Below are 21189 nucleotides of genomic sequence, written 5' to 3'. Positions count from 1 at the left end.
TATCTTATATTCTTTGCATCCTCTCGCCGCTATTAACAAGTTTGATACCCATAATAAGGAGAATAAAACCAACTATAGCCATAACCACGATTCTAATATCGCCAGTTTTTACAAGCGGAGTCTTCACAATCCTAGTAATTTCGCTAGGAGTATATTTTGTTGTAATAGTGTTAGTCTTACTTACAATAGTTTTTGGAGTATAAGGCTCATTTACAATCTTCTTTGCAGGAAGGGAAGAACTCGCCGCATCCACAGTAAATGGAGTAAGCTCGTTTGTGATAGTGTGATTTTTTGGAGCTTCAACTTCCTTAAGGGCATATTCGCCATAAGGAAGCCCATCAATCGCAAACTCCCCATTATCCTTAGAAGTAAGCTTCACTTCCTTGCCATTTACAAGATATTTTTCAAAATTAGATCCAACCTTCTTCATCAAAATAAACTTAGCACCCCCAAGCCTATTTTCATCCTTGGTAGAATCTATCTTAACAAAGTTAAAACCACCTGTTGGAGTCTTTGGGGTTGGTTTTTCTGGTTTATTAGTAACAGTATTTATTTTAATCTCGCCTTTTTCATTGATAGGATTAAAAGATTTAATTTCAAAATCATATTTTTTATCTGATAAAATATAACCCTTAAGAGTTTCTTTTTCCTTGAAATAATACTTTCCATTTTCTAGATTGGTAATATTGATAAAACCGCCGTCTTTAGTAACAAGTTTATCATTAGACTTTGGATCTACTTCATATCCAGAATTAGTCTTTTTGAAAGAAAGCTTGGTTCCATCTTGTTTATATACTTCAAACTCAACACCGTCGAGAGTTTTATTTTCATCACCTTCAACTACCTTTTTAAGGATAGGAATTGACTTATTCTCAACTGTGTCAGACTCACCTAATTTTAGATTCTTGGACAAAGTACCTTTATTACCTTTTTCTGGATATCCAGGAGCAGGCTTTGTTTCTTTGAAATAATAAGTACCTTCCGGAAGATTTTGTACTATAATCTCTCCACCATTCCAAGTTTCAAGAACAGTAGTTTTTCCTTTTTCATTATAAATATAATTGCCTCTACTGCCGTCAACATGCACAGGGTTTGTATCACCTTTTTTATAAAGCTCAAACTCTGCCTTATCAAGCTTCACATCTTTATTATTAGCATCAACCTTAATAAGTTTAATATCCTTTGGCTTAACCTTAACTTTTTGCTCTTCTTTGGCAACGACAGTTAAACTATTACCTGTCATTCCTTCCCCAGGAATCTTTACAACTTGGGTAACAAGCTTTTTATTAGGAATCTTTTTAGACTCATCAGTTTCCTTAATTAGATAATATCCAGCATCAAGATCTTTAATTTCAATCTTTTCATTATCTAGATCTAAATTATCAAGTTTAAAGTCCTTAATAGCCTTCGGATCAATTTTATCATAGGCTTTATCACCATAAAAATACTTGCTCTTCTCAGATGGGATCTCTTTATCAAGCTTCTTCTCATCCTTAAGCTTCTTTTCAGCCTCTGCTATAGTTAGGCCATCAAAATCCTTGGCAAGTTTAAGCCTATCTTCATCAGTCATTTCCTTATCGACCTTAAGCTTATAAACCTTAACTTCCCTATGAGACGCCTCTATATACTGACCCTTTTCCAACTTTTCTTTCAATTCCTTTTTATTATTAATTGTTATATCAATATTTATAGAGTACTTAGTCGAACTCTTATCATCTTTTTTCCCATTCTCCTTAGCTAAAGCACCGCCGCAAGGAAGGAAAATCCCCACAACCATGACCAAAGCTAATAGAAAAGATATGTACTTAGTCTTAAGTATATTTTTCATAATTCCTCCAAGAATCCAAAAACCAAGGCAAAATCAAAAACCAAGGAAAAAACGCACAAAACTTGCATTTTATTATAGTTTTTTGCAATATATTTGATTTCAAAAATAAATATAATAAATTTCTTCTAGTTATAACTATTATATCACAAAAGCTTTGAAAATACTATGATAAATAACCAATAAGTCAAGTTTTTTCGACAAAAAATAAAAATAATCCCAAGTCTTAGTACCAATAGAAAACAAAATTCAATTATTGAAAATAAATATAAAAACCAATTTTACTATTTCTACAAATTAAAATTTATTTTAAAAATTCTGTAAAGAAAAGATTCTCATATTTTTATAACCATACCTTTTAAGTTAATCACACAAAATCCCATTCCAAAGATAATAATAGAGACCTCTCGTCGCTCCACTCTGTCGAGGAGGTATTGCTTTATATACTCTGTCAAGATGCCTAGAAAACAATCACCCGTCTCGAACGGACGTGAGAGACCTCTATCGTTCCCTACATCATGGGTTCCGTAAATGCATCGTTATTATCTAACAAAACGCCATCGCTAAAACAAATCATAATACAATTCACTAAAATAAGGATTATCCTTCTCTACCAAAGCATACTTCTTTTTTCGACTATATTTTTTTATCTGCTTCTCCCTGGCCCTTGATTCGTAAAAATCATCTCCACATTCAAAGTAAACAAGCTTTGTAATATTATATTTAGCAGTATGAGCTTCTGGGTCAACGTGGTTCTTATGCTCCCACACTCTTTTTTTTAAATCATAAGCATGGCCAACATAAAACCTTTCATTACTTTTATTCATAAGTATATAGACATAATACATAAACCCCTCCTGTATTTATTTTATTATATAAGATTTCTCCTAATAATTGAAATATTTTAATAATAAGTAATGATACTAGCAATTAAATAAATTCATCCCGATGCATCCACAAAATCTCATTCCAAAGATATTAATAGAGACCTCTCGTCGCTCCGCTCTGTCGAGGTGGGTGGATTTTTTCTTTCTCTTATATTTTTAAGACATAGACTTTCAAAAGTCCCCAAAATCTTTTTTATACATTTTTACATATAATAATTAATATATATGAAAACCCAAGAAAAACTCAAACCCTCAACCCATGTCGAACAACTGGAAGGAGTGAGAGACCTCTATCGTTCCCTACATAATTGGTTTCGTAAATACATCGTTATTATCTACATAAAATAAGATCCTAATAAGACATCCCGATGCATCCACAAAATCCCATTCCAAAGATAATAATAGAGACCTCTCGTCGCTCCGCTCTGTCGAGGTGGTATTGCTTTATATACTCTGTCAACATGCCTAGAAACCCACCACCCGTTTCGACCGGAGGTAAACCCGTCGGCTAGTTGAGACATGCGCCTGCCATGTGCAGTCAGTTCGTCGGGTCGGGGGGGGAAGACCCGTCGCCTTTGGGAAGTCTAGCCCGTCCGGCTCGAGGAGGACACCTGTTACGATGAAGATTGGTGATCCGTTACCTACTTTTTTATCCTAATATCATTATCAATCGGTTGGGGCAATCTATAGTCTTTATAAAATGTTTAAAAATTTCTTGTGTATAAAAAATATCAGTCAATTTGGTATAGAAAAAGAGGAGATTTTTTCTCCTCTTTTCTTGTATAACTCAATCCACGTACTGGCGATTGGGCTTATTTTTAATTCTAAAATCTATTAAGCTTCAACAGCTTGAGATTTTTTGTAGGCTACGAATGCGCCTATCATGATTGCAGCACCTGCAACTATGAAGATTAGAGAACCAATACCACCTGTTTGTGGGATTGATACTTTTCTATTTATTACTTTAAGAGCGTCGTTTACTCCGTCATTAAATTCTTTAACAGTTAATTTGCCATCACCATTAGCATCAAATTTCTTCTTAGCTTCAGCAAATGTAATTCCTTTAATGTCTGCATCTTGAGTGATTTCATCTGTATCTTTCGCATTTGCTTTTAATACTTTATATTCTTTAGTATTATCATATACGATATCACCAGAACTATATGTTCCTGGTCCTACTTCGAAATCAATATCAGCTCTGTCAGCGTATTTTACGCCGTTCACAGTTGGTGCTTGAGTCTCTACTAATGTGTAGGTACCTTTGTCAAGTCTTGTTACTTCAAATTGACCAGCGTCATTTGATTCAATTATTTTAACACCTTGTGTGTTTTTACCTTTTACATCAGTTGCATCAACCCATTGATAGAATTCATTAGCTTTTACTACTGCTTTATTTAGGTTTTCTTGAGCTGTAGTAACTTTAGCCTTTTCTTCTTGTGTTTGTTGAGCAGCTGGAAGGGCATTGTATGTCTTTACAGCGTTATCTAATGCTGTTTTAGCTGTTGCTACTGCATCTTGGTCTGATTTAATAGCTGACGCTTCTTTTTCTTTTAAGTATTTTCCTTCTGAATTCTTAATAGCAAATTTAGCGCCTTTTAGTCTTTCGTCTTCTTCGTTAACTTTGACGAATTTCTTACCATAGGTTACAACTTTTGGTGTTGTTGGTTCTAATGGTTGTGGGTTATTTGATTTGTGGTTTGTTACTTCGATTGAACCGTCAGCTTTTTTAACATATTCAGCGTCTGAAAGTGTTTTTGATTCAATTTCCACTACCTTATATTGTTTGTTATCCTTTAGACCCTTCCAAGTATAAGTAGTGTTTCCACCTTTTTGTAGTGTTACTACAGATTCAAATGTATATCCATCAACTGTGTCAAGTTCAGCAGCTGTCACATCTTTACCTGTGTTTGCATCTACAAGTTTGAATTTAGCCCATTCACCATCTTCAAAAGCAGATCCATTATCCCAAGTTTTTTCTACTGTTATTTCTCCATTTTTTGGGTTTGTTGGAACAGGAGTATTTCCTTTTCCTTTGTTATTACCATAGAAGAATCTAACGTTGTTTGATTCTGGAATGTCGATTACTGCATCTTTGTTAATTTTAGCAGAGTATGTTAACATTACTGTAACTGCTGCTGCTTGGTTATTGATTTTCTTTAATCCTTCTTCGGTGAATTCTGCTTTGAATCCTCTTTCGTCATCTCTTGTTAATTTATAATCTTTATTAAGTTCTGCTGGTTCACCATTAATTGTTATCATAAGGTCTTTATTATATGTTAGACCTTTTGTCATGATATCGTCCCAGTATGCTTGAGCATATTTTGCTTGAGCTGGGATTTCAGTTTTAATTTCGTATGGAACGTTTTTGTCTAATTCTTGTGATGCAGTAGCTTTTTCTTTTGTATAATTTTCATATACAGCGCCAGCACCTAGATTATTTTCATTGTCTGTTTTTTTAGTTAATGAATTACCTTGTTTGAAGTTTTTGTCTATTTTTGGTTTTTCTTCAGTGTTCTTTGGGTATACGTGAGCTTCTGTTACAGTACCTTTTTCATTACGTAGAGGAAGTGTAAGTATGACTGGTACTGCTTTCATGTCTGTAAGTGTATTGCCAGGTTTTTTTGTTACATTAGCCTCATTGATTTCTTGTGCATTAGGGTTAGCTTTGTCTGCTTTTTTGATGTATTTACCATTAGCTTTTTTAATTAACTCATTATTTTCACTATCATAGTAAGATTCGCCACGATATGTTGATTTTGAATGAATTTCAAATATTTTGTATTCACCTTTAAAGCCTGTTGTTGTAAATTGTTTACCCTCACCGCTTGTAGTCTCACCACCAAGAGTATCAGCTGGAATCTCATCTAATTTGGCTTCATTAACTTCAGTTTTAGTGGTTGTAAATTGTCCACCTTCTTTAATCCAATAGTATTTTCCGTCAGTATCTTTCTTTGCCCATGCAAAATAAACGCCATCGATATCTCTTGCACCAACTTCAAAGAAGGATTCTAGGTCTGTTAGCTTACCGCCTTGATATTTTTTATCAAGCTTGTGAGCTTTTAAACCTTCTTCAGTCATCAAAATCTTGTGAACTGTTACAGATTCTGTTTCTGCATTGTCAGCTGTTGAAGTAGTAGCAGCTCCTGGAACTTCATCTCCAGCTGCTTTAGCACTTGTGAATGGTGCTACGAGGATTCCGAAGACCATTGCGAATGCGGTCAATAATGACAAAATTTTCTTTTTCATTTTGTTCTCCTTTATATTTTTTGTCTTGTCGCTGTGGGTGACAGGGTGTGTGCTAACTATCATTGGATTTCCCTGAGTTTGAGGGGCATCGAGTTTGTGGGATTCTTTCTCTCGACTTCGCTCGAGACAGGCTCCTTTTCGCTCAGAATGACACTCAAGTATACACCTTCGTATGAGGGGTCCTGAGTTTGTGAGGTCTCTCCTCCGCCTTTGGCGTCGTTCTGCTCTGCATCAGTCCTTCCATCAATTTGGTTTCACCAAATTGGGATAGGGCTTCAGAGACGGCGCTCGATATTTAACACTAAAAAGTATTACACATTGTCTCGCTTCGCTCGACCACTCCGTGGAGGGTCCTCCATGAGCCGGACGGGCTTGCTCTTTCAGAAAGGCTGCGACTTGCCTTTCGTGCTGGTGGGCCAGCTGCTTATAGGGGGCGTCCTTTTGGGATATACCAGCGGGGCGGCCTATAAATGGTTCGGTTTTCTATTGTCTAAGGGTCTATTCCCTTTTAGCTTTGCCTTAGGCTCTTGCCTATAAAGCCAAGCTTTCCTTTTCTTTACTATATCATAAATCGAGGATTTGTAACATTCTTTCTAGCTCAATTGAGCTTGCCAGTCCCATCGCCCAGTACTTGCGGCAATGGTTTTGGCTTTATAATCATAGGCAAGAGCCTAATAATTATTGGTTTTGAGTATTACTCTTCGTTCATTCTGGTCCAGCGTTTGTGAGGTCCCTCGTCGGTCGCTTCGCTCCTTCTGTCGGGACGGCGCTGATTATTGGTTTTGAATATAACTCTTCGTTCATTCTGGTCCAGCGGTTATGAGGTCCCTCGTCAGTCGCTTCGCTCCTTCTGTCGGGACGGCACATTTTCTCTCTCGCTTCGCTGCGAGTGCTCCGCATGGGGACTCTTCCCGAGTCCCTTTGGGTTTTCTCTAGCTATTTGCTTCAATGGATTCTCTACGTTTGTGATAGATATAAGCTCCACCTATCATAACTGCAAGACCTCCGATTGTGAAGCCTATCCACGTACCAGGGCCACCTGTGAATGGATATTCACCCTTCTTATTTTCGATTTTAATTGGATCTGTTGATTTAATTTCTGGTAAACTATCAAACTTTTTAGTTCCAAAATATACATTATCTCCTCCGCTTGCGAAGCTTGCTTCCACGGTAATGTCTTTATTTTCAGAGATTAACTGGTTGGCATTTTTATCTTTGATATCTAGTTTAATATTTCTCTTTACCTCAGTATTCCATGAAGTTTCTTCTTTTATTTCTAAAACTATAGAGTCATCAGACTTGATATCTGTTGTTCCAGTTTTATCAGAACCAGCTTTGATTGAAGCAATGGCTTTATTTAAATCAATTACCAAATCTTTATTATTAGTAAAATTGAAAGTAGGTACATATCCTGTTTTTTGAACTTCTTGTCCTTTTGCTTTTAGATAAACCTTGACTGTTCCACCTGAATTAAATCCAGACAGAGTTAGGATTGACTTAGAGTTTTCTCCATCAGCTTTTGGATAATCAATCATCATATTATCTGGGTTTACAGTAAGTGTATAGGTATCCACATGATACCAACCAAAGGTTATACGATTCATTAAAGATGCTCTACTTAGTGACATAGACATATAAGATTGTCTTGCTTCATATAGTTTTCCATCTTTATAAATAAATTCTTTTACAAAATCTTTTGGAGCTATATAACCCTTAGGTGCTTTTTCTTCTTTAAGAGCGTAGTAGCCATTTTCATAGAAGGTAAACTCAATCTTACCATCTTTTCCTGTGGTGAACTTATCTACTGGCTTATATCCTTCTGGAGCAGTTTCATCTTTATTTAAGACTAACTTATCTCCACTAGTATTTTGATATAATTTAAGCTCAGTGTCAGAATATTCTCCAGTTTTTTCTTTCTTATAGAATACTTTAAATTCAGCTCCTGCAAGTTTTGTTTCTTTGTTACCTGAATCGACTTTAACAAAGCTTATCTTTTGTTCTTTCTTATTTACTATCTCAATAGGTTTTATACCGTCTTCTTCATTGTTTGAAGCATCTTCTGCTGTTCCACCTACTGGGTTATGAGTATTATCTTTTCTTATGATTCTGCCATTTTCATCTACATCAAATTCCGCTACTGGATCTTTTGCCTTTTTATATCCAGTTGGGGCAGTGATTTCAATAACTTTGTAGCTACCTGGTTTAAGCATAGTATATTCAAATACTCCGTCATCGCCACTTGTTTTATCTCTAGACGCATCTACCACCCATTGTCCTTCGTTATTTTTATATTGAAGCTGGAATGTAGCGCCTTTTAGAGCGTTGCCGTCTTGGTCAACTTTTTTGAATTTGATTTTGTTTTCTGGGTTTACGGCTTGAATTACTAAGTTTGCTTTTGCTGTAGCTTCATTTCTAAAGAAGTATTGTTTATCCCATCTTGTTACATAACGGTCAGGATCATCTATCATTTGCAGTTTACCATGACCAACATAGGACGACTTATCTTTTCCACTTACTTTTCCTGTAACTTTTAACAGATAAGTAGAATTTGAATTTAATCCACCTGGAAAAGTAATGCTTTCTTCTTGGCCTGCAGCGAGATATGTTCTGGATCTTATTTGAACAGGTTTAGGAAGATTAGGGTTTTCTTCGTTTACACCAAATGATAATGGCAACAAGTCATCAAGTTTTGCATTACCATCAAGTAGGTAGTAATCAATATTCAAGTTTTCTATATTTTGGTTTGAATAGTAGTAGAATGTTGATCTTGGTGTTTTGCTCCTATCCCTATTTACATAGTAGTAATGAACAAATTCGCCCGTATCAGGATTAAATTTAATAATCTTTGATCCAAGGTTTAGGTGATCTTGGGTCATTTCGTACCAATTTCCATCAGTCGCTTGATATTTTTCTTTTGCAGTCATTGAGTCATATACGACATTGATTGTATCTTCTTTTTTATCTTTTATCTGATCATTTACAACAACTCCACGTTCAATGCTTTGGTCCCCTGCTTTTGGTACTTTATTTAGATTTATATATGCTTTTAGCTTATTAGAAAATTCTACTAGGTTATAGGTGTCAGCATAATTTGTGAAAGTATAAGTTATTGTGCCATTTTCTCTATCATAATCAGCTTTGGCTATTGTACCTACTCCATCTGCAATTATATCAAGGTTATCTATATGAGTTTCCATTATTCCGTGGAGGTCGATGTTGTTACTTAATTTTAGTACAAAATAATCTCCAGGATTAATCTTTAAGTTGGAATCAATAGTGTATTTGTTATTAAATTCAAATACTTCTCCAAAGTGAGGATGCATTTCATCTTGTTTATCAGACTGTAAATCATCTTTTTTACTTTCTGGATTTAATACACTCAGTTTAGATTCTGATAATGTTATGCTGCTTGATACATCTTTTCTTCTTTGTGGCGCATCTTTTGCATAAGGGTCTAGTCCCTCACCACCTACAGTGAAGTTCCATACTTGTTTATTGTTGATATATCCATCTGGTGATTTTACTTCTTCAAGTCTGTAGTTACCTATTTGTAAGCGAGTAAATTCAAGAGTTCCATCTTCACCAACTGTTCCTTCTTCTTTGGCTCCAGTTGATATGTTAGTTAACTTAAATTTTGCTCCTGGTAATTGATTTGTGGCTTTTATTTCTTTGCCTTTTTGGTCAACTTTCTTAACTGTGATTTCACCTTTACCTGGTTTTTCGTTTATGATTTTACCCATGTTCTTGGCAGTAGCGCTTGTTACAAAGTCAACTAGCTTACCATCTTTTGCAGATGTGGATTTTTCTGGAACGTATTGATATACGCCATTTGCTTTGTCATATTCTAATGAGATATAACCACTTGATCCATCAACGATTTTAATTTGCTTGATAGGATATCCGTGACCATCACTAACTACAATAATTAAATCATTTAAATTGACTATCTCATTTGTAGTAGGGTTTACAATCTTACTATCCTTAATGCTAATTTTCTTTGAATCCACACTGCTTACTTTTATGATTTCATTTTTATTGTCTGGATTAACCATATTTAAGTCACTTAAATTGTAAGCTTTTTCGTCATTTTCAGCAAATTTTACCTTTATAGATTTGATATCTACAACTTCTCCAGATTCTGGATCTACAATCTTACCAGAGTTTGTCTTGATTGTTTCTACTGTAAATCGTAGAAGTGGTCCATTTATTGGCTTGTAGCCTTCTGGAGCTTTTACTTCTATAAGTTGATACCTGCCTGGTTTTAGTCCTCTAAATCCAAAGTAGCCGTTGAAGGCTGATGCAATAGTAGAACCTTCTACATCCTTGTAACCATTGATTACATATTCTTGAAGCTTGAATACTGCTCCTTCAAGTCTTCTCTTTGTAACTTCTTCACTATTTACATCTTCCTTATCATTATCTCTTCCGTGTTTTGAGAAGGTGATATTATAAGTTTCTTCTTCGTTTACTATATCCATACCTTCCGGTCCGACCTGGGTTTTCTTATTAGAAGTATATAGTGGTCTGATGTTTATACTTGTTGTGACTGAATCAATGGTTTTATCAATACCATTATAAGGCACTGCAACTATACCAGCATTTCTCGGATTTCCATATGAATCAGTAAATTTCTTGCTCAACCAGTTTGCATATTTTTGTCCATCTGGTTTTTTTGCTCCCCATGGAGTAGGAGTGCCTTTTTTCTTAAGTTCTCCATTTACATATGTGTCTTTTTGGTATACAGAGCCGAAAGTTTCTGCACCTGCTTGGTAGGATCCTCCAAGTTTATAGTGTTGAGTTCTATTTTGGTTTAAACCATCTGCTTGCCAGAAGTATCTTGGTGTCTTGAAATCAACATTCATTTCTATTTTGCCGATTTTTTCTTCTGTAATATTATCATCATAGAAACCTTCGATATCAATGTAGTAAACGCCTGGGTCAAGGTTTAATTGGTCTTCGTCAAAGCCCCAATCAAATGGTCTCCACCTAGCTGTGTTTACTACTGATACATCGTCATTTGCTATAGTGTAGTTTCTAAAGATGTCATTTAGTTTTGCCTTATCTGGATCTCCATTAAGACCAGTTATCTTATAAGTTGACCTGTAGGCTGTCTTTACACCATATTTTTCATTATAACCAATTTTTGGTGGTTGACCCGGAGCGTCCAATTCTTCTCTCTTATGCTTTGGAGTTATTTGAACATTGACAGGTTTATTGTAAGCTCTTGTATCAATATAGATTCTTTGAATATAAGTCTTACCTTCTGTATTCATATGAGTAATACGAGCTGCGTATTTAATACCATTTTCAGTTGTTTTTATTCCTGTACTATTTCCAAAACTATCCAAAGCCTTGTCAGAGTTTACAAAAGAGTTTGGTGTTTCATCTGGTCCTTGGTAGACTGCCTTTAGTTGGTTAGTTTCTTCATCTTCGTATACATGAATCTTCCAAGGAGCTTGAGCTTTTTTGTATCCTGATGGAGATGCTGTTTCTTCTAGTAGATAGTAACCGGGTTCTAAGGCTAGACTTTGTAATTTACCTTCACTATCAGTAAATACCAACTTACCATCTTTTCTAGAGAATCCTTCTATTTCCTTAAATGTAGTATCTACAGTTGTATATTTATCATCTGTTGCTTTCTTTAAAGTGAATTTACCACCTTCAAGAGGTCTACTATTAGAATCTCTCTTGAATATTTTAAGATCAAGACCTGTTTGCTTGTTGGTGATTTTTATTAATTCGCCATTACTTGGTATAGGAATTTCGCCTTCTTGTGGTCCTTTTATTTCTTTTACTTTGAAAGTAGCTGAAATATTAACCCCTGATTCTGGCATTGTAAACGTTAGTCCATTTACTTGTACTGAAGTACCATTTATATCAGTTACGGTTAAAGTATCAAGTTCGTAGTATTCATTTGGAGTTACACTTACTGTAACTTCTTCTCCTTTTGTTGCAATAGCATTTACGCTTACCTTACCATTTTTTGATGGTTCTACTGTTATTGGATAAACATTCTGTGATATTGGTTTAAATGTAGCCTTAATTGTTACATCTTCATCTGGCATTATAAAAGAGTTCCCATCAACTATATCAACTTTTTGTCCACTACCAGATTTTACAACAGAAAGACCTGTTATTTTGTTTCCATCCTCTGGAATAAGTGTGAATGTTACCTTTTCTCCTTCGGCTGCCTCTTCCTTATCTACTTCAATTCTGCCTTTGCCAGTAGGTTTTGTAGAAATCTTATGCTTAGTTTTTGGTTCAGCTTTCTTTGCAAATGTTGCTTCTACAAGAACATTTGATGCAGGCATTACAAATGACTTAGCTTGCATATCTATGTTGTGTTCTTCTCCAGCTTCATCTGTGTATTTTAAAGTAGCAAGTTCATAGTCAGGATCTGGTTCAATTGTTAAAGTAATTATTTCTCTAGCAATAGCCTTCTTTTTATTTGCTGTAATCTTACCATTATATAGCTTAGCTATCAGTACACCATATTGTTTTTGTTTTTCTTTAAATGTAGCAGATACTGCGACATTACTTGCTGGCATTGGGAATGAATATTTTCCATCTGCCACCTTATTTGTTACATCAACTCCAGCTACTGTTAATTTGTCAAGTTGGTATCCATCACTTGGACTAATACTTAATGTGACTTTTTCGTCTTTTTTAAGATCAGTAGTTTTTTCTGCTGTAACAGATCCATTTGCTCCATTAGTAATATTTAGCTCATATGATGAAACTAGGTTCTTATTTATCGAAGCTTCTTTATCATAAGAGTCAGCAATCCATAAAGTTGAAGCTCCCATAGAATAAACATAATCAACGCCCAAGCCAATTCCGAATATAGGATTATAGTATGTTTCTATTTCAACATACAAAGGTCCTCTAGTTGTCGCTGGTATTTCAGACTTAATCCTTTGTTGCTTGCCAGGTGGTGTTGGATAAGATTGTGTACAAGCATTTGTAATATCCTTTTTGTTGATTGGATTATCCAAGGTTGATTTAGGATCTACTTGATAAATTTTATAAGTAGTCTTGCCATCACTTAAATCTATACCATATTTTTCTGGCTCTCTATGGAATTGAACTTCTCTTTTTGTATAAGAAGAATAGTCGTCTTTTAGTAAGAAAACTTGTCTAAACTTCTTATCAACCTTATTAATTTCAGTGATTTTTGTGTTTCCTAAGTTCTTGTCTTGAATCCTGTCTCTTCTTCCAATAGAAGCACTTGGATCAACTTTTTGCCAATCGCTTGGTGATCTTAAAGGAGTTGGAATTGATTCTTCTGAAAATTCTAGTGTATTTTCAGCTAAGGCTAATCTTTCCCTTGTGTTAAACTCATCCATAGATTTTAAACTTGGACTTTCTCCTAAGTATTTATTAGCTAACATATGGCTATTATTTTCTAAAAGACTCCTATAGGCTAAAGTTCTTACTGTGGTATTGTTATTTATTCCATTGGCATTTGGAGCAACAAGATTAGTATTTGCTGTAAGACCTTCTTGTTTATTAACCTTGATATACTTAGAGCCATCAGATGTTATTCTTACAGTCCAGTCTACATTTGATTTTTCATAGCCTGGTGCTGGTTCGATTTCTTCTAATTTATAGATTCCTGGTCTTAGTTTGTCAAAGGAGATTATACCGTCTTTACCAGTTGTGATTTCTCTTTCTTCTCCACCTTCGCCAGGTCCAGTTAATCTAAATTTCGCACCTTCGATTGCTTTTTTATTGTCGCTGTGCTTAACTTTTTTAAGTTTAAAATCAAATGTTTTTAACTCGTTTGTTACATCTAAGGATCCTTCTCCTACATATGAACCAATGATATTACCATCATTTGATACTACAGGAGATGCTTCTTTGATTACACTTGCTCTTTCGTAGTAGTCGGACTTCCAGTATGTTATACCATTTTCTGTCCAGTCCATACCAGTACCAACTCCACCATATTCTTCCTTATATGGAATTTTAACGTCAATAACAAGTGGTTTATCAGTTTCTGGTAAGTTTAATTTTAGTCTGTGTGGTTCGCCAAAGCGAGAATCATCTACCTCTTTTGTAACATCGCCTGTGATTTCTGTTGCACCATATTCTGCAAGTCTGATGTCAGAGATTACTCCTGTTACTGGCTTATTAAGTTTAAATACTTGATAATCTGTTCCCGCTACTGCATTTCCGTTATACCAATCCATGTTTGGATATTCTGGTTTTTCCCTATGAATTGTTGCAGTAGTTTTTCCTATACTTACTGATTCTGGGTTTATTACGTATCTTTGGATTACATAAGGTTTTTGACCTTGTCCTGGATTTCTATTTATACCGACAATTCTTGTACCCATTTTAAATGGATTGACGTTATTTCCTGTCCAGCCTGTACGTCTGTTGTCATAGTCGGTCCAACCTTCTAGACTTCTGCCTTTTACATCAACCCAATTAACATTAGGTTTTTCTAGGATTGAGTCTAGATCTGATGTTGTACCAGAATTTTTTCTATAGTTATAAACTTTTTTATTTCCATCTTTGTCTATTACAAGAACCCATTTTTTCTTAAGTTCCTTGTAGCCTGTTGGAGCTTTAGATTCTTCTATAATATAGGTTCCTACTTGTAGATCTTTGAATTCTACAAAACCATTAATATTAGATTTGCCAGTTTTAATAACTTTAGTACCTTCTTTGTTTTTTATGACAAATTCTGCACCTTGAAGAGCTTTTCCGTCAGTATCTTTTTTATAAACACGGAACTCTGTCCCACTTGGTTTGTTAGATACTGGCATGATAATAATATTTTCGTTGTTTCCAAAATATGACTCATCAGATCCAACTAAACCTATTTGAGTAATCCTAACTGATCCGTCTGAATAAACAGTTACTGACCACTTCTTTTCTGACTTGACAAAGTTATCTGGAGCCCTGGTTTCTTTTAGGGTGTATGAGCCAGGAGCAAGGTTTGTGAAGCTAAGTTCACCGTTTTTATCTGAAGTTCTATAGATGGAATTATTTTTAGCATCTGTTAATTCAAATGTAGCTCCGGCAAGCTTGCTATTATCGGATTGGTTTGATTTTATTATCTTAAACTGTCCTGGTGTGTATTTCTTATTTATTACACCAACATCTTCTTTATAATATTTTGGAGTTTCTCCACCAGTTTGGTCACCTTTTGCAAAACTTTTGTTGGCTCCACTTGCGAAGGCTGATTTTAGATTGCCGTTGTTCATTACATAGGCTCTCCATTTTTTATTGAAAGCATCTATGTCTGGAATCTTAAACCTTTGTTCAATAACATAACCTTCACCATTATTAATGTTGGGCATTTTTATCTTAAGTGGTTGATTCTTATTGTCTATCAGCTTTCCACTTGGATTGATTTGACCCTTATCATAAACCAATGTAATACCATTTTGTGATATGGTCGCATTTTGATTTGGATCAACCGAAGCATTGAAAACCGGTCTGTAAATATTAGGTTCTTGTTCTGCCCTGAAGCCCATGGATTGTGGCATATAATCGTTAACCAAAGTATTAAAAGCATCGTGAATTACTCTAACATTTGCCTCAGTACGGTAGATTTTTACCCTGTCAAGCTCTTGTCTTGGTTTAGTACCTTCTCCTACCCAATCAGCAATATTTCCTCCTTGGAAATTAGTTGTTATCCAGTTATAGTTAAGAGTTTTAGGATTAACTCTTTTATAAGGATTTCTATCGCCTATTACGTTGTAGTAGGAGATTACATCTACATAATACTCTCCATTTTCTTCATAGATTTCTCTAAAGTAGTAGTTTTGTACAGGTTCGTTGTTACCTGAATCATGGGCGTCGAAGAAGGCATTTATGTCTTTATCTAGTTTTTGACCTGATATACCTGTTTGCTTTGGTTCTACTGTTATAGTAAATGGATAGGTGCCAGTATTTTTGGCATAATATTTACTTGGTATCATACCTATAAGGTCAATAGTAGCTGTTGTCTTTCCTCCATCAGTATTTCCATTGAAAACATAAGTCAATAGGTTTGTATTGTAGTCGAAGTATGGATCTGCAATGTCTTTTCCACCTTTTCTTATCTTTGGAAATCCTGCGAAGTATTGAGTGAAGTCGAGGTTTGGATCAAATTGAATTTCAAATCTATCACCTTTATTTGATTGAGATAAAGTTATGTCTGCGTGATATTTTAAGGATTCATATCTGTAAGCTTCCCATACTTTTGGTCTTTCACCACGACCGTATGCTTGTCCTTCGTTATAGTCAAGCCATTGGTTTACACTAGTTACTATTTCCGTACTAGTTTCACCAATTTCATCTCCCTTTTCGATATGGTAATCTTGACCTGGGACTGGTGTAGCTGATGAATTTTCAAAACGACTAATGTACCTTACTTCTTTAGATTCATTAACTTCTACTTCGAAGTAGACACCGTTTTTCTCATATCCGTCTGGAGCCTTAACTTCTTCGATAGTATATCTTCCTTCTGGATATTCTCCAAAAATAGCCTTACCATTTTCGTCAGTTATCTTATTTGCAATTACATTTCCTTCGCTATCTTTTAATACAAATTCAGCTCCAGAAAGTCTATCTCTCTTTCCATCAGTAGAAGTATTGGCAAATTTGAAAACTTCTATTGGTTTTTTCTCGAATGGAGTATTTTTAATAGTTATTGTTGGCTTATCATCTGCCCCAATTGTATTTTTGCTTAAAGATACAACTTTTTGTAGATTAGTTTGATTTGCTGTATTTTCATCGGTTAGCCAATCGTAATATAGGGTGGCCGAATTATTTTGACCAATATTAGCCTTAACTTTTACTAAGAATCCCCAGTCCCCTGCAAATCTTTCTTTAGGGAAGTAGATTTGATAGCCAGTTCTTCCTGTATAAGAATCTGTTTTATTAGGATCACCTGTAATCTTATTCTTGTGATTGGCATTTATTACATTATTTCCAAGTTGTAAATTATTTGCAGTTTGACCTTCCATTGCAGATTTAACATATGGTCTAAATCCTGGAGATACATCGTATGCTGTTACATTTGTAATACTAACATTTGGAATAGAAATGTTAAGTCTTGTATTTCTATCAGTCCCTCCATTTTGTCTTGGGGCTATTGGTTTTAGGTATAGGTAGAATTCTACATCTCCATTTTCATCGACTTTTCCATAATGCATAGCATTCATGTAGTCTGGCCAGTTCGGAGAATTGTTATGTTCTACTACTTCTGTTTTACCTGCCGGTTGTGAGAAATCAGCATTTTTCCCAGATACACTAACTTCACCATTGTCTGATATTGTTATAGTCTTGTTTTCTCCATCTAATTTGTAGCCTTTTGGTGCCTTTGTTTCTGTAAATTGATAGGTTCCAGGTGGAATATTTGTGAAAGTAGCTTCACCGTTCGCATCTGTTACAACACTTATTCCAGTTCCCAACAAGTGGAAGCTTGCTCCTTGGAGTTTCTTACCAGTCTTGCTGTCTACTTTTACTATTTTAAAAGTAGCTGGCTTCTTATTATCTATCTCCATTAGAGAGTTTAAAATAAAGTGATTTTTGTCACTATAATTGTAGTAACTTGTGTTTTCGTTGTATTTATATTCTTTACCACCATATGTTACATTATCTGTAGGGAAAGTTTGGTTTATTTTATAATCAATAGGGCTGGCTTCGTTTTTTTCATTTATATTCCAATACTTAACATTAGGAACTTTGATAAGTCTTTGCTTGCCAGTTTCTTGTTCACCTACATGAACACTGCCTAAATTAGTCTTTCCACTTTTGTCAACAACATTGATGTCTTGCTCAGGCATTTTTTTGTAGCCTTGTGGAAGGTTCCAGTGTTGGTCGATATATAGATCCCTATACTTAGAAATCTCAACTCCAGAAAGTGTTAATGGTTTTTTATCTCCTTGTGTAATATTAGTGTCGCATTCATAAACTGCAATGTTTCCTACTGGTTGTTTGCCATCTGGATCAGTTTCTTTTGATGGTGGAAACTTATTAGTAGTATGTTCTGATTTCTTAACTATCATTTTCCCACGGGTAGGACTGTTTTCATTAGTGTCTAAACCATAAACAGCACTATTACCACTTGTTATAGTTTGAGCTCCACCAGGAGTTCTGTCTGCTAGAGGCATACCATTATTTTTTTCATCTCCAGATGAGATGGCATCTGTGATAGTCCACTGTGCCTTGTCATTCGGTAAAAATTTACCTTGAATGGTAGTTCTATTATTTATACCAACACGGGTTGGTGTTGCTTTATTTATAGCTTCTTGTGTGAATCCTTTTTCAAAATTGTATCTGACAGCTCCAGCCTTATCTTTCGCTGCAAGATATATTGTAATATCAATTAGATAATTCCCTTGTACATTATCTACCTTAGTGTAGAAATTATATTGAAGATCTTGGGTTGATTCCGTCAAAGTATGATGCTTTGAGTCAACTATTCCAAGTTGTCCTATAATGGCATTATTATCTAATGTTACATCTTTATTGTTTAATTTTACTTTATCAATTTTTCCAAGTCCTGAGCCTTTAACTGTTGTTAGATTTAGATGGTAGCCCAGTGCTTTTAAATCTGTGTCTGAGTGAACTCTAACAGTCCAGTTAAGACCTGTCAATTTACCATCTATAATTTCTGGATCTGCATAAACATCTATAGGCACTTGGTAATTTTGATCATTTTTATCGTCAATAATTTTAATTACATCATCTCTACCAGGTTCTATAATAGATCCTGCTGGATTTCCATTCTTGTCAATTCTTTGTGGAAGAAGATCTTTTTGTGATTGAACTCCAAGTCCTGACACCTTGTTTGTGACTGTAAATGTGCCGTCAGAATCAAGGGTGATTTTAGTTTTGTCGTAGTCCACTGGTATATTTAGTGGAACTTGGATATTGTCATTGATATCTTCTGTAATGGTGTAGGTAATAATTTTATTCGCACTATCATATGATGGTGTGGCTATTACCCTACCATTGTGTGTGATTGGCTCAAGGCTAGATTGGTCATTTACCATCAGCTTTTTATCTAGGTGGATATTGAAGGATTGGCCCTTTTTAATTGGACCAACTCTATTTGAAGTATCAAAACGAGTTCTTATATTAAACTTCTTCCCATCTAGGTTTAGACCTTTTTCATTTACTTCAAATATGTGAGGTCTGAAGTTTTCGTTCCTGTCTTTTTCCACAAGGGCTCTTATAGCATCGCCATTGTCATCCATTAGTTTGGCTTGGTCGGCTTTTGAGAGTTTGTATTTTTTCTCGAAGCTATCTAATAGATTTTGGATTTCTTCTAGGCCGTTTTTTTTGTCGGCTAGGGCTTTCTTTAATTCCTTGTCTGCCTTTTGGAGTTCGGTTTGTCCTAATAAGGATTTTAGGCCTTCAACAAGTCCAGCTTCTTTTTTGTCTTCCTTTTTTGCTTCTTTTTTTAGCTTATCAAGATTAGCATCAAAGACTTTGATGGCTGATTTATTTTCAGCTTTTTTGTCATCAGATATTTCTGATTTTTTGTCAGCTGGTTTTTCTACTTTTTTCTCAGAAGCTGGTTTGCTTTCTGACTTTTCTACTGAAGACTTATCCTTAGTTGGATTTTCTTTTTTATCTTGTGGTTTTTCTTCAGTTTTTTTGTCATCTACCTTGATTTGGCTTTCTTTCTTTTCTGGATAGGCATAAGTGATTATTTCATCGTAGTTTAAATTAGCTACCTTGTTTTTTTGTTTATTAAGTCCAGATAGGATTGCTTCTAGGTAAAATCTTAGGTCAGATTTTTCGATTTTGTTGTTGGCTGCTAGGGCTTTTGTGAAGTCCTTTAGGTCTTGGTCAGTTATCTTGCCTTGGTTGTAGGAGTTTAGATTATTAGCAAGACTTTCGATAGCAGGTTCTTGATTGCCTGTTAGTTTGCCTTCTGATTTTAATTTTGCTATTAGGCTATCCTTGTTTAGGATGATGGCTGAAATTGTTTCTTTTTGAGGGATTTCTTTTTCCTCTACTGGGATTTCATTGCCATTAGCATCTGTTACGACGATTTGTGTGTCAGAAGTTTTTTCTTCTTTTTTGTCTTCAGTTGATTTGTTTTCTTCTGATTTTTGATCATCTACTTTGATTTCGGTAGATGGTTTTTTATCTTCTGCTGGTTTTGCTGCTGGCTTTTGGGTTTTGTCGGCCGGTGCAGGGTCTTCTTCGTCGTTTGATTTTTCTTCTTCATTTCCTTCTATATATATAGGGTTTTTTAGCACGCTATTATTTAGGGAATATGATTTGATTTTTGTGTTTTTCTTTGAGACTTTTGTTTGTAGGCTAAGTTTTGCAATAAATCCTTTTGGTATTTCGAATTTAACCTTCTTTGAAAAGTCTATTTTTTGAGAAAATTCCTTTTTGATTTCAAAACCGTTTTCGCCTTGTTCATAATAGTCTAGGCCTATTTGTGAATTTGCTGTTTCTTGGTTTTGATCAAGGTCGAAATCATAGGTGATTTCTTTGTTATTCTCTTCTACGTTTACTATGTAGTCAGTCCATGTGATGGTGTCATGACTTGCAAATAGGCCACCAAGTATTCCTTCTTTTTTGTAGTCGCCTTTTGCTTTTGATAGTTTTTCATCTTTGTGAATCAATTCTATTATTTGAACTTCTTCATTGTCTACTAGCCTGATGCCTGTTTCTGCCTTTAGGGTGTAGGCAAAAATATTTGCCGCATCATCTTTTAGACCCATTATCAACTCATAGGACCTGCCGTCTTTGGCCTTTCTCACATCTGCTCTAAGCTTGTAGATTATTTCATCATTTGCCTTAGATTTTAGGGTGAGACTGTTTAGGTCGCCTTTGATTTCTGGGGCCTCTTCTGTATCCACACTTGCTGATATTAATTTGATGTCTTTAATATTTGAAGTAGGTGTCTTTGCTATGGTTAATGAAAGATTTTCATCACTAACTTGGTTTGGGTTCTCATTCTTGGCTTGGTTTTTTCTTTTTGCCTTGATTGTGTAGTCTATCTTTGTCAATGACTCATCGAGGGTCGATGTGATTTCTAGACTATAGTCACCCAAATCTTTTTCTATTTTTGTTTGGTCTGTGTTTTCTACCTTGGCTTGATCTTCCTTTTTTGGAGCAAGGCCCATGATAGACGAATTTGCATCGTAGACTACAGGCTCTGGTGCATTTGCAAAAGCTGTAGGTGGGATTGACATAGATATGGCAACAATTGATGCAAATATTTTTCTAGTTAGTAGACTCATTTTCCCTTTCATAATAACC

4 protein-coding genes are annotated in these 21189 nt (G+C 35.1%); all 4 read right to left on the bottom strand.

Annotated features, from left to right (window positions below; genetic code table 11):
* Positions 1–4: 4 nt before the first annotated feature.
* Entirely contained in the window at positions 5–1828 is a 1824-nt protein-coding gene (locus AC1EJ5_RS09090) for an MSCRAMM family protein (protein ID WP_479815807.1), read from the bottom strand.
* 560 nt (positions 1829–2388) lie between these two features.
* On the bottom strand, positions 2389–2673 hold the full coding sequence (locus AC1EJ5_RS09085) for a GIY-YIG nuclease family protein (protein WP_479815805.1): 285 nt from the start codon (positions 2671–2673) through the stop codon (positions 2389–2391).
* 873 nt (positions 2674–3546) lie between these two features.
* On the bottom strand, positions 3547–5958 hold the full coding sequence (locus AC1EJ5_RS09080) for an isopeptide-forming domain-containing fimbrial protein (RefSeq protein WP_479815803.1): 2412 nt from the start codon (positions 5956–5958) through the stop codon (positions 3547–3549).
* A gap of 932 nt (positions 5959–6890) precedes the next feature.
* Positions 6891–21182: a SpaA isopeptide-forming pilin-related protein gene (locus AC1EJ5_RS09075; protein ID WP_479815801.1), complete on the bottom strand. Its 14292-nt coding sequence runs from the start codon at positions 21180–21182 to the stop codon at positions 6891–6893.
* Positions 21183–21189 lie beyond the last annotated feature (7 nt).

The organism is Anaerococcus sp. C0059F3 (genome assembly GCF_056590475.1).
This window is presented reverse-complemented; position numbering and strand designations above follow the sequence as displayed.

Excerpts from the sequence above, each read along its gene's own strand:
- AC1EJ5_RS09085 (WP_479815805.1), bottom strand. The coding sequence starts at position 2,673 with ATGTATTATGTCTATATACTTATGAATAAAAGTAATGAAAGGTTTTAT.
- AC1EJ5_RS09090 (WP_479815807.1), bottom strand. The coding sequence starts at position 1,828 with ATGAAAAATATACTTAAGACTAAGTACATATCTTTTCTATTAGCTTTG.
- AC1EJ5_RS09075 (WP_479815801.1), bottom strand. The coding sequence starts at position 21,182 with ATGAAAGGGAAAATGAGTCTACTAACTAGAAAAATATTTGCATCAATT.
- AC1EJ5_RS09080 (WP_479815803.1), bottom strand. The coding sequence starts at position 5,958 with ATGAAAAAGAAAATTTTGTCATTATTGACCGCATTCGCAATGGTCTTC.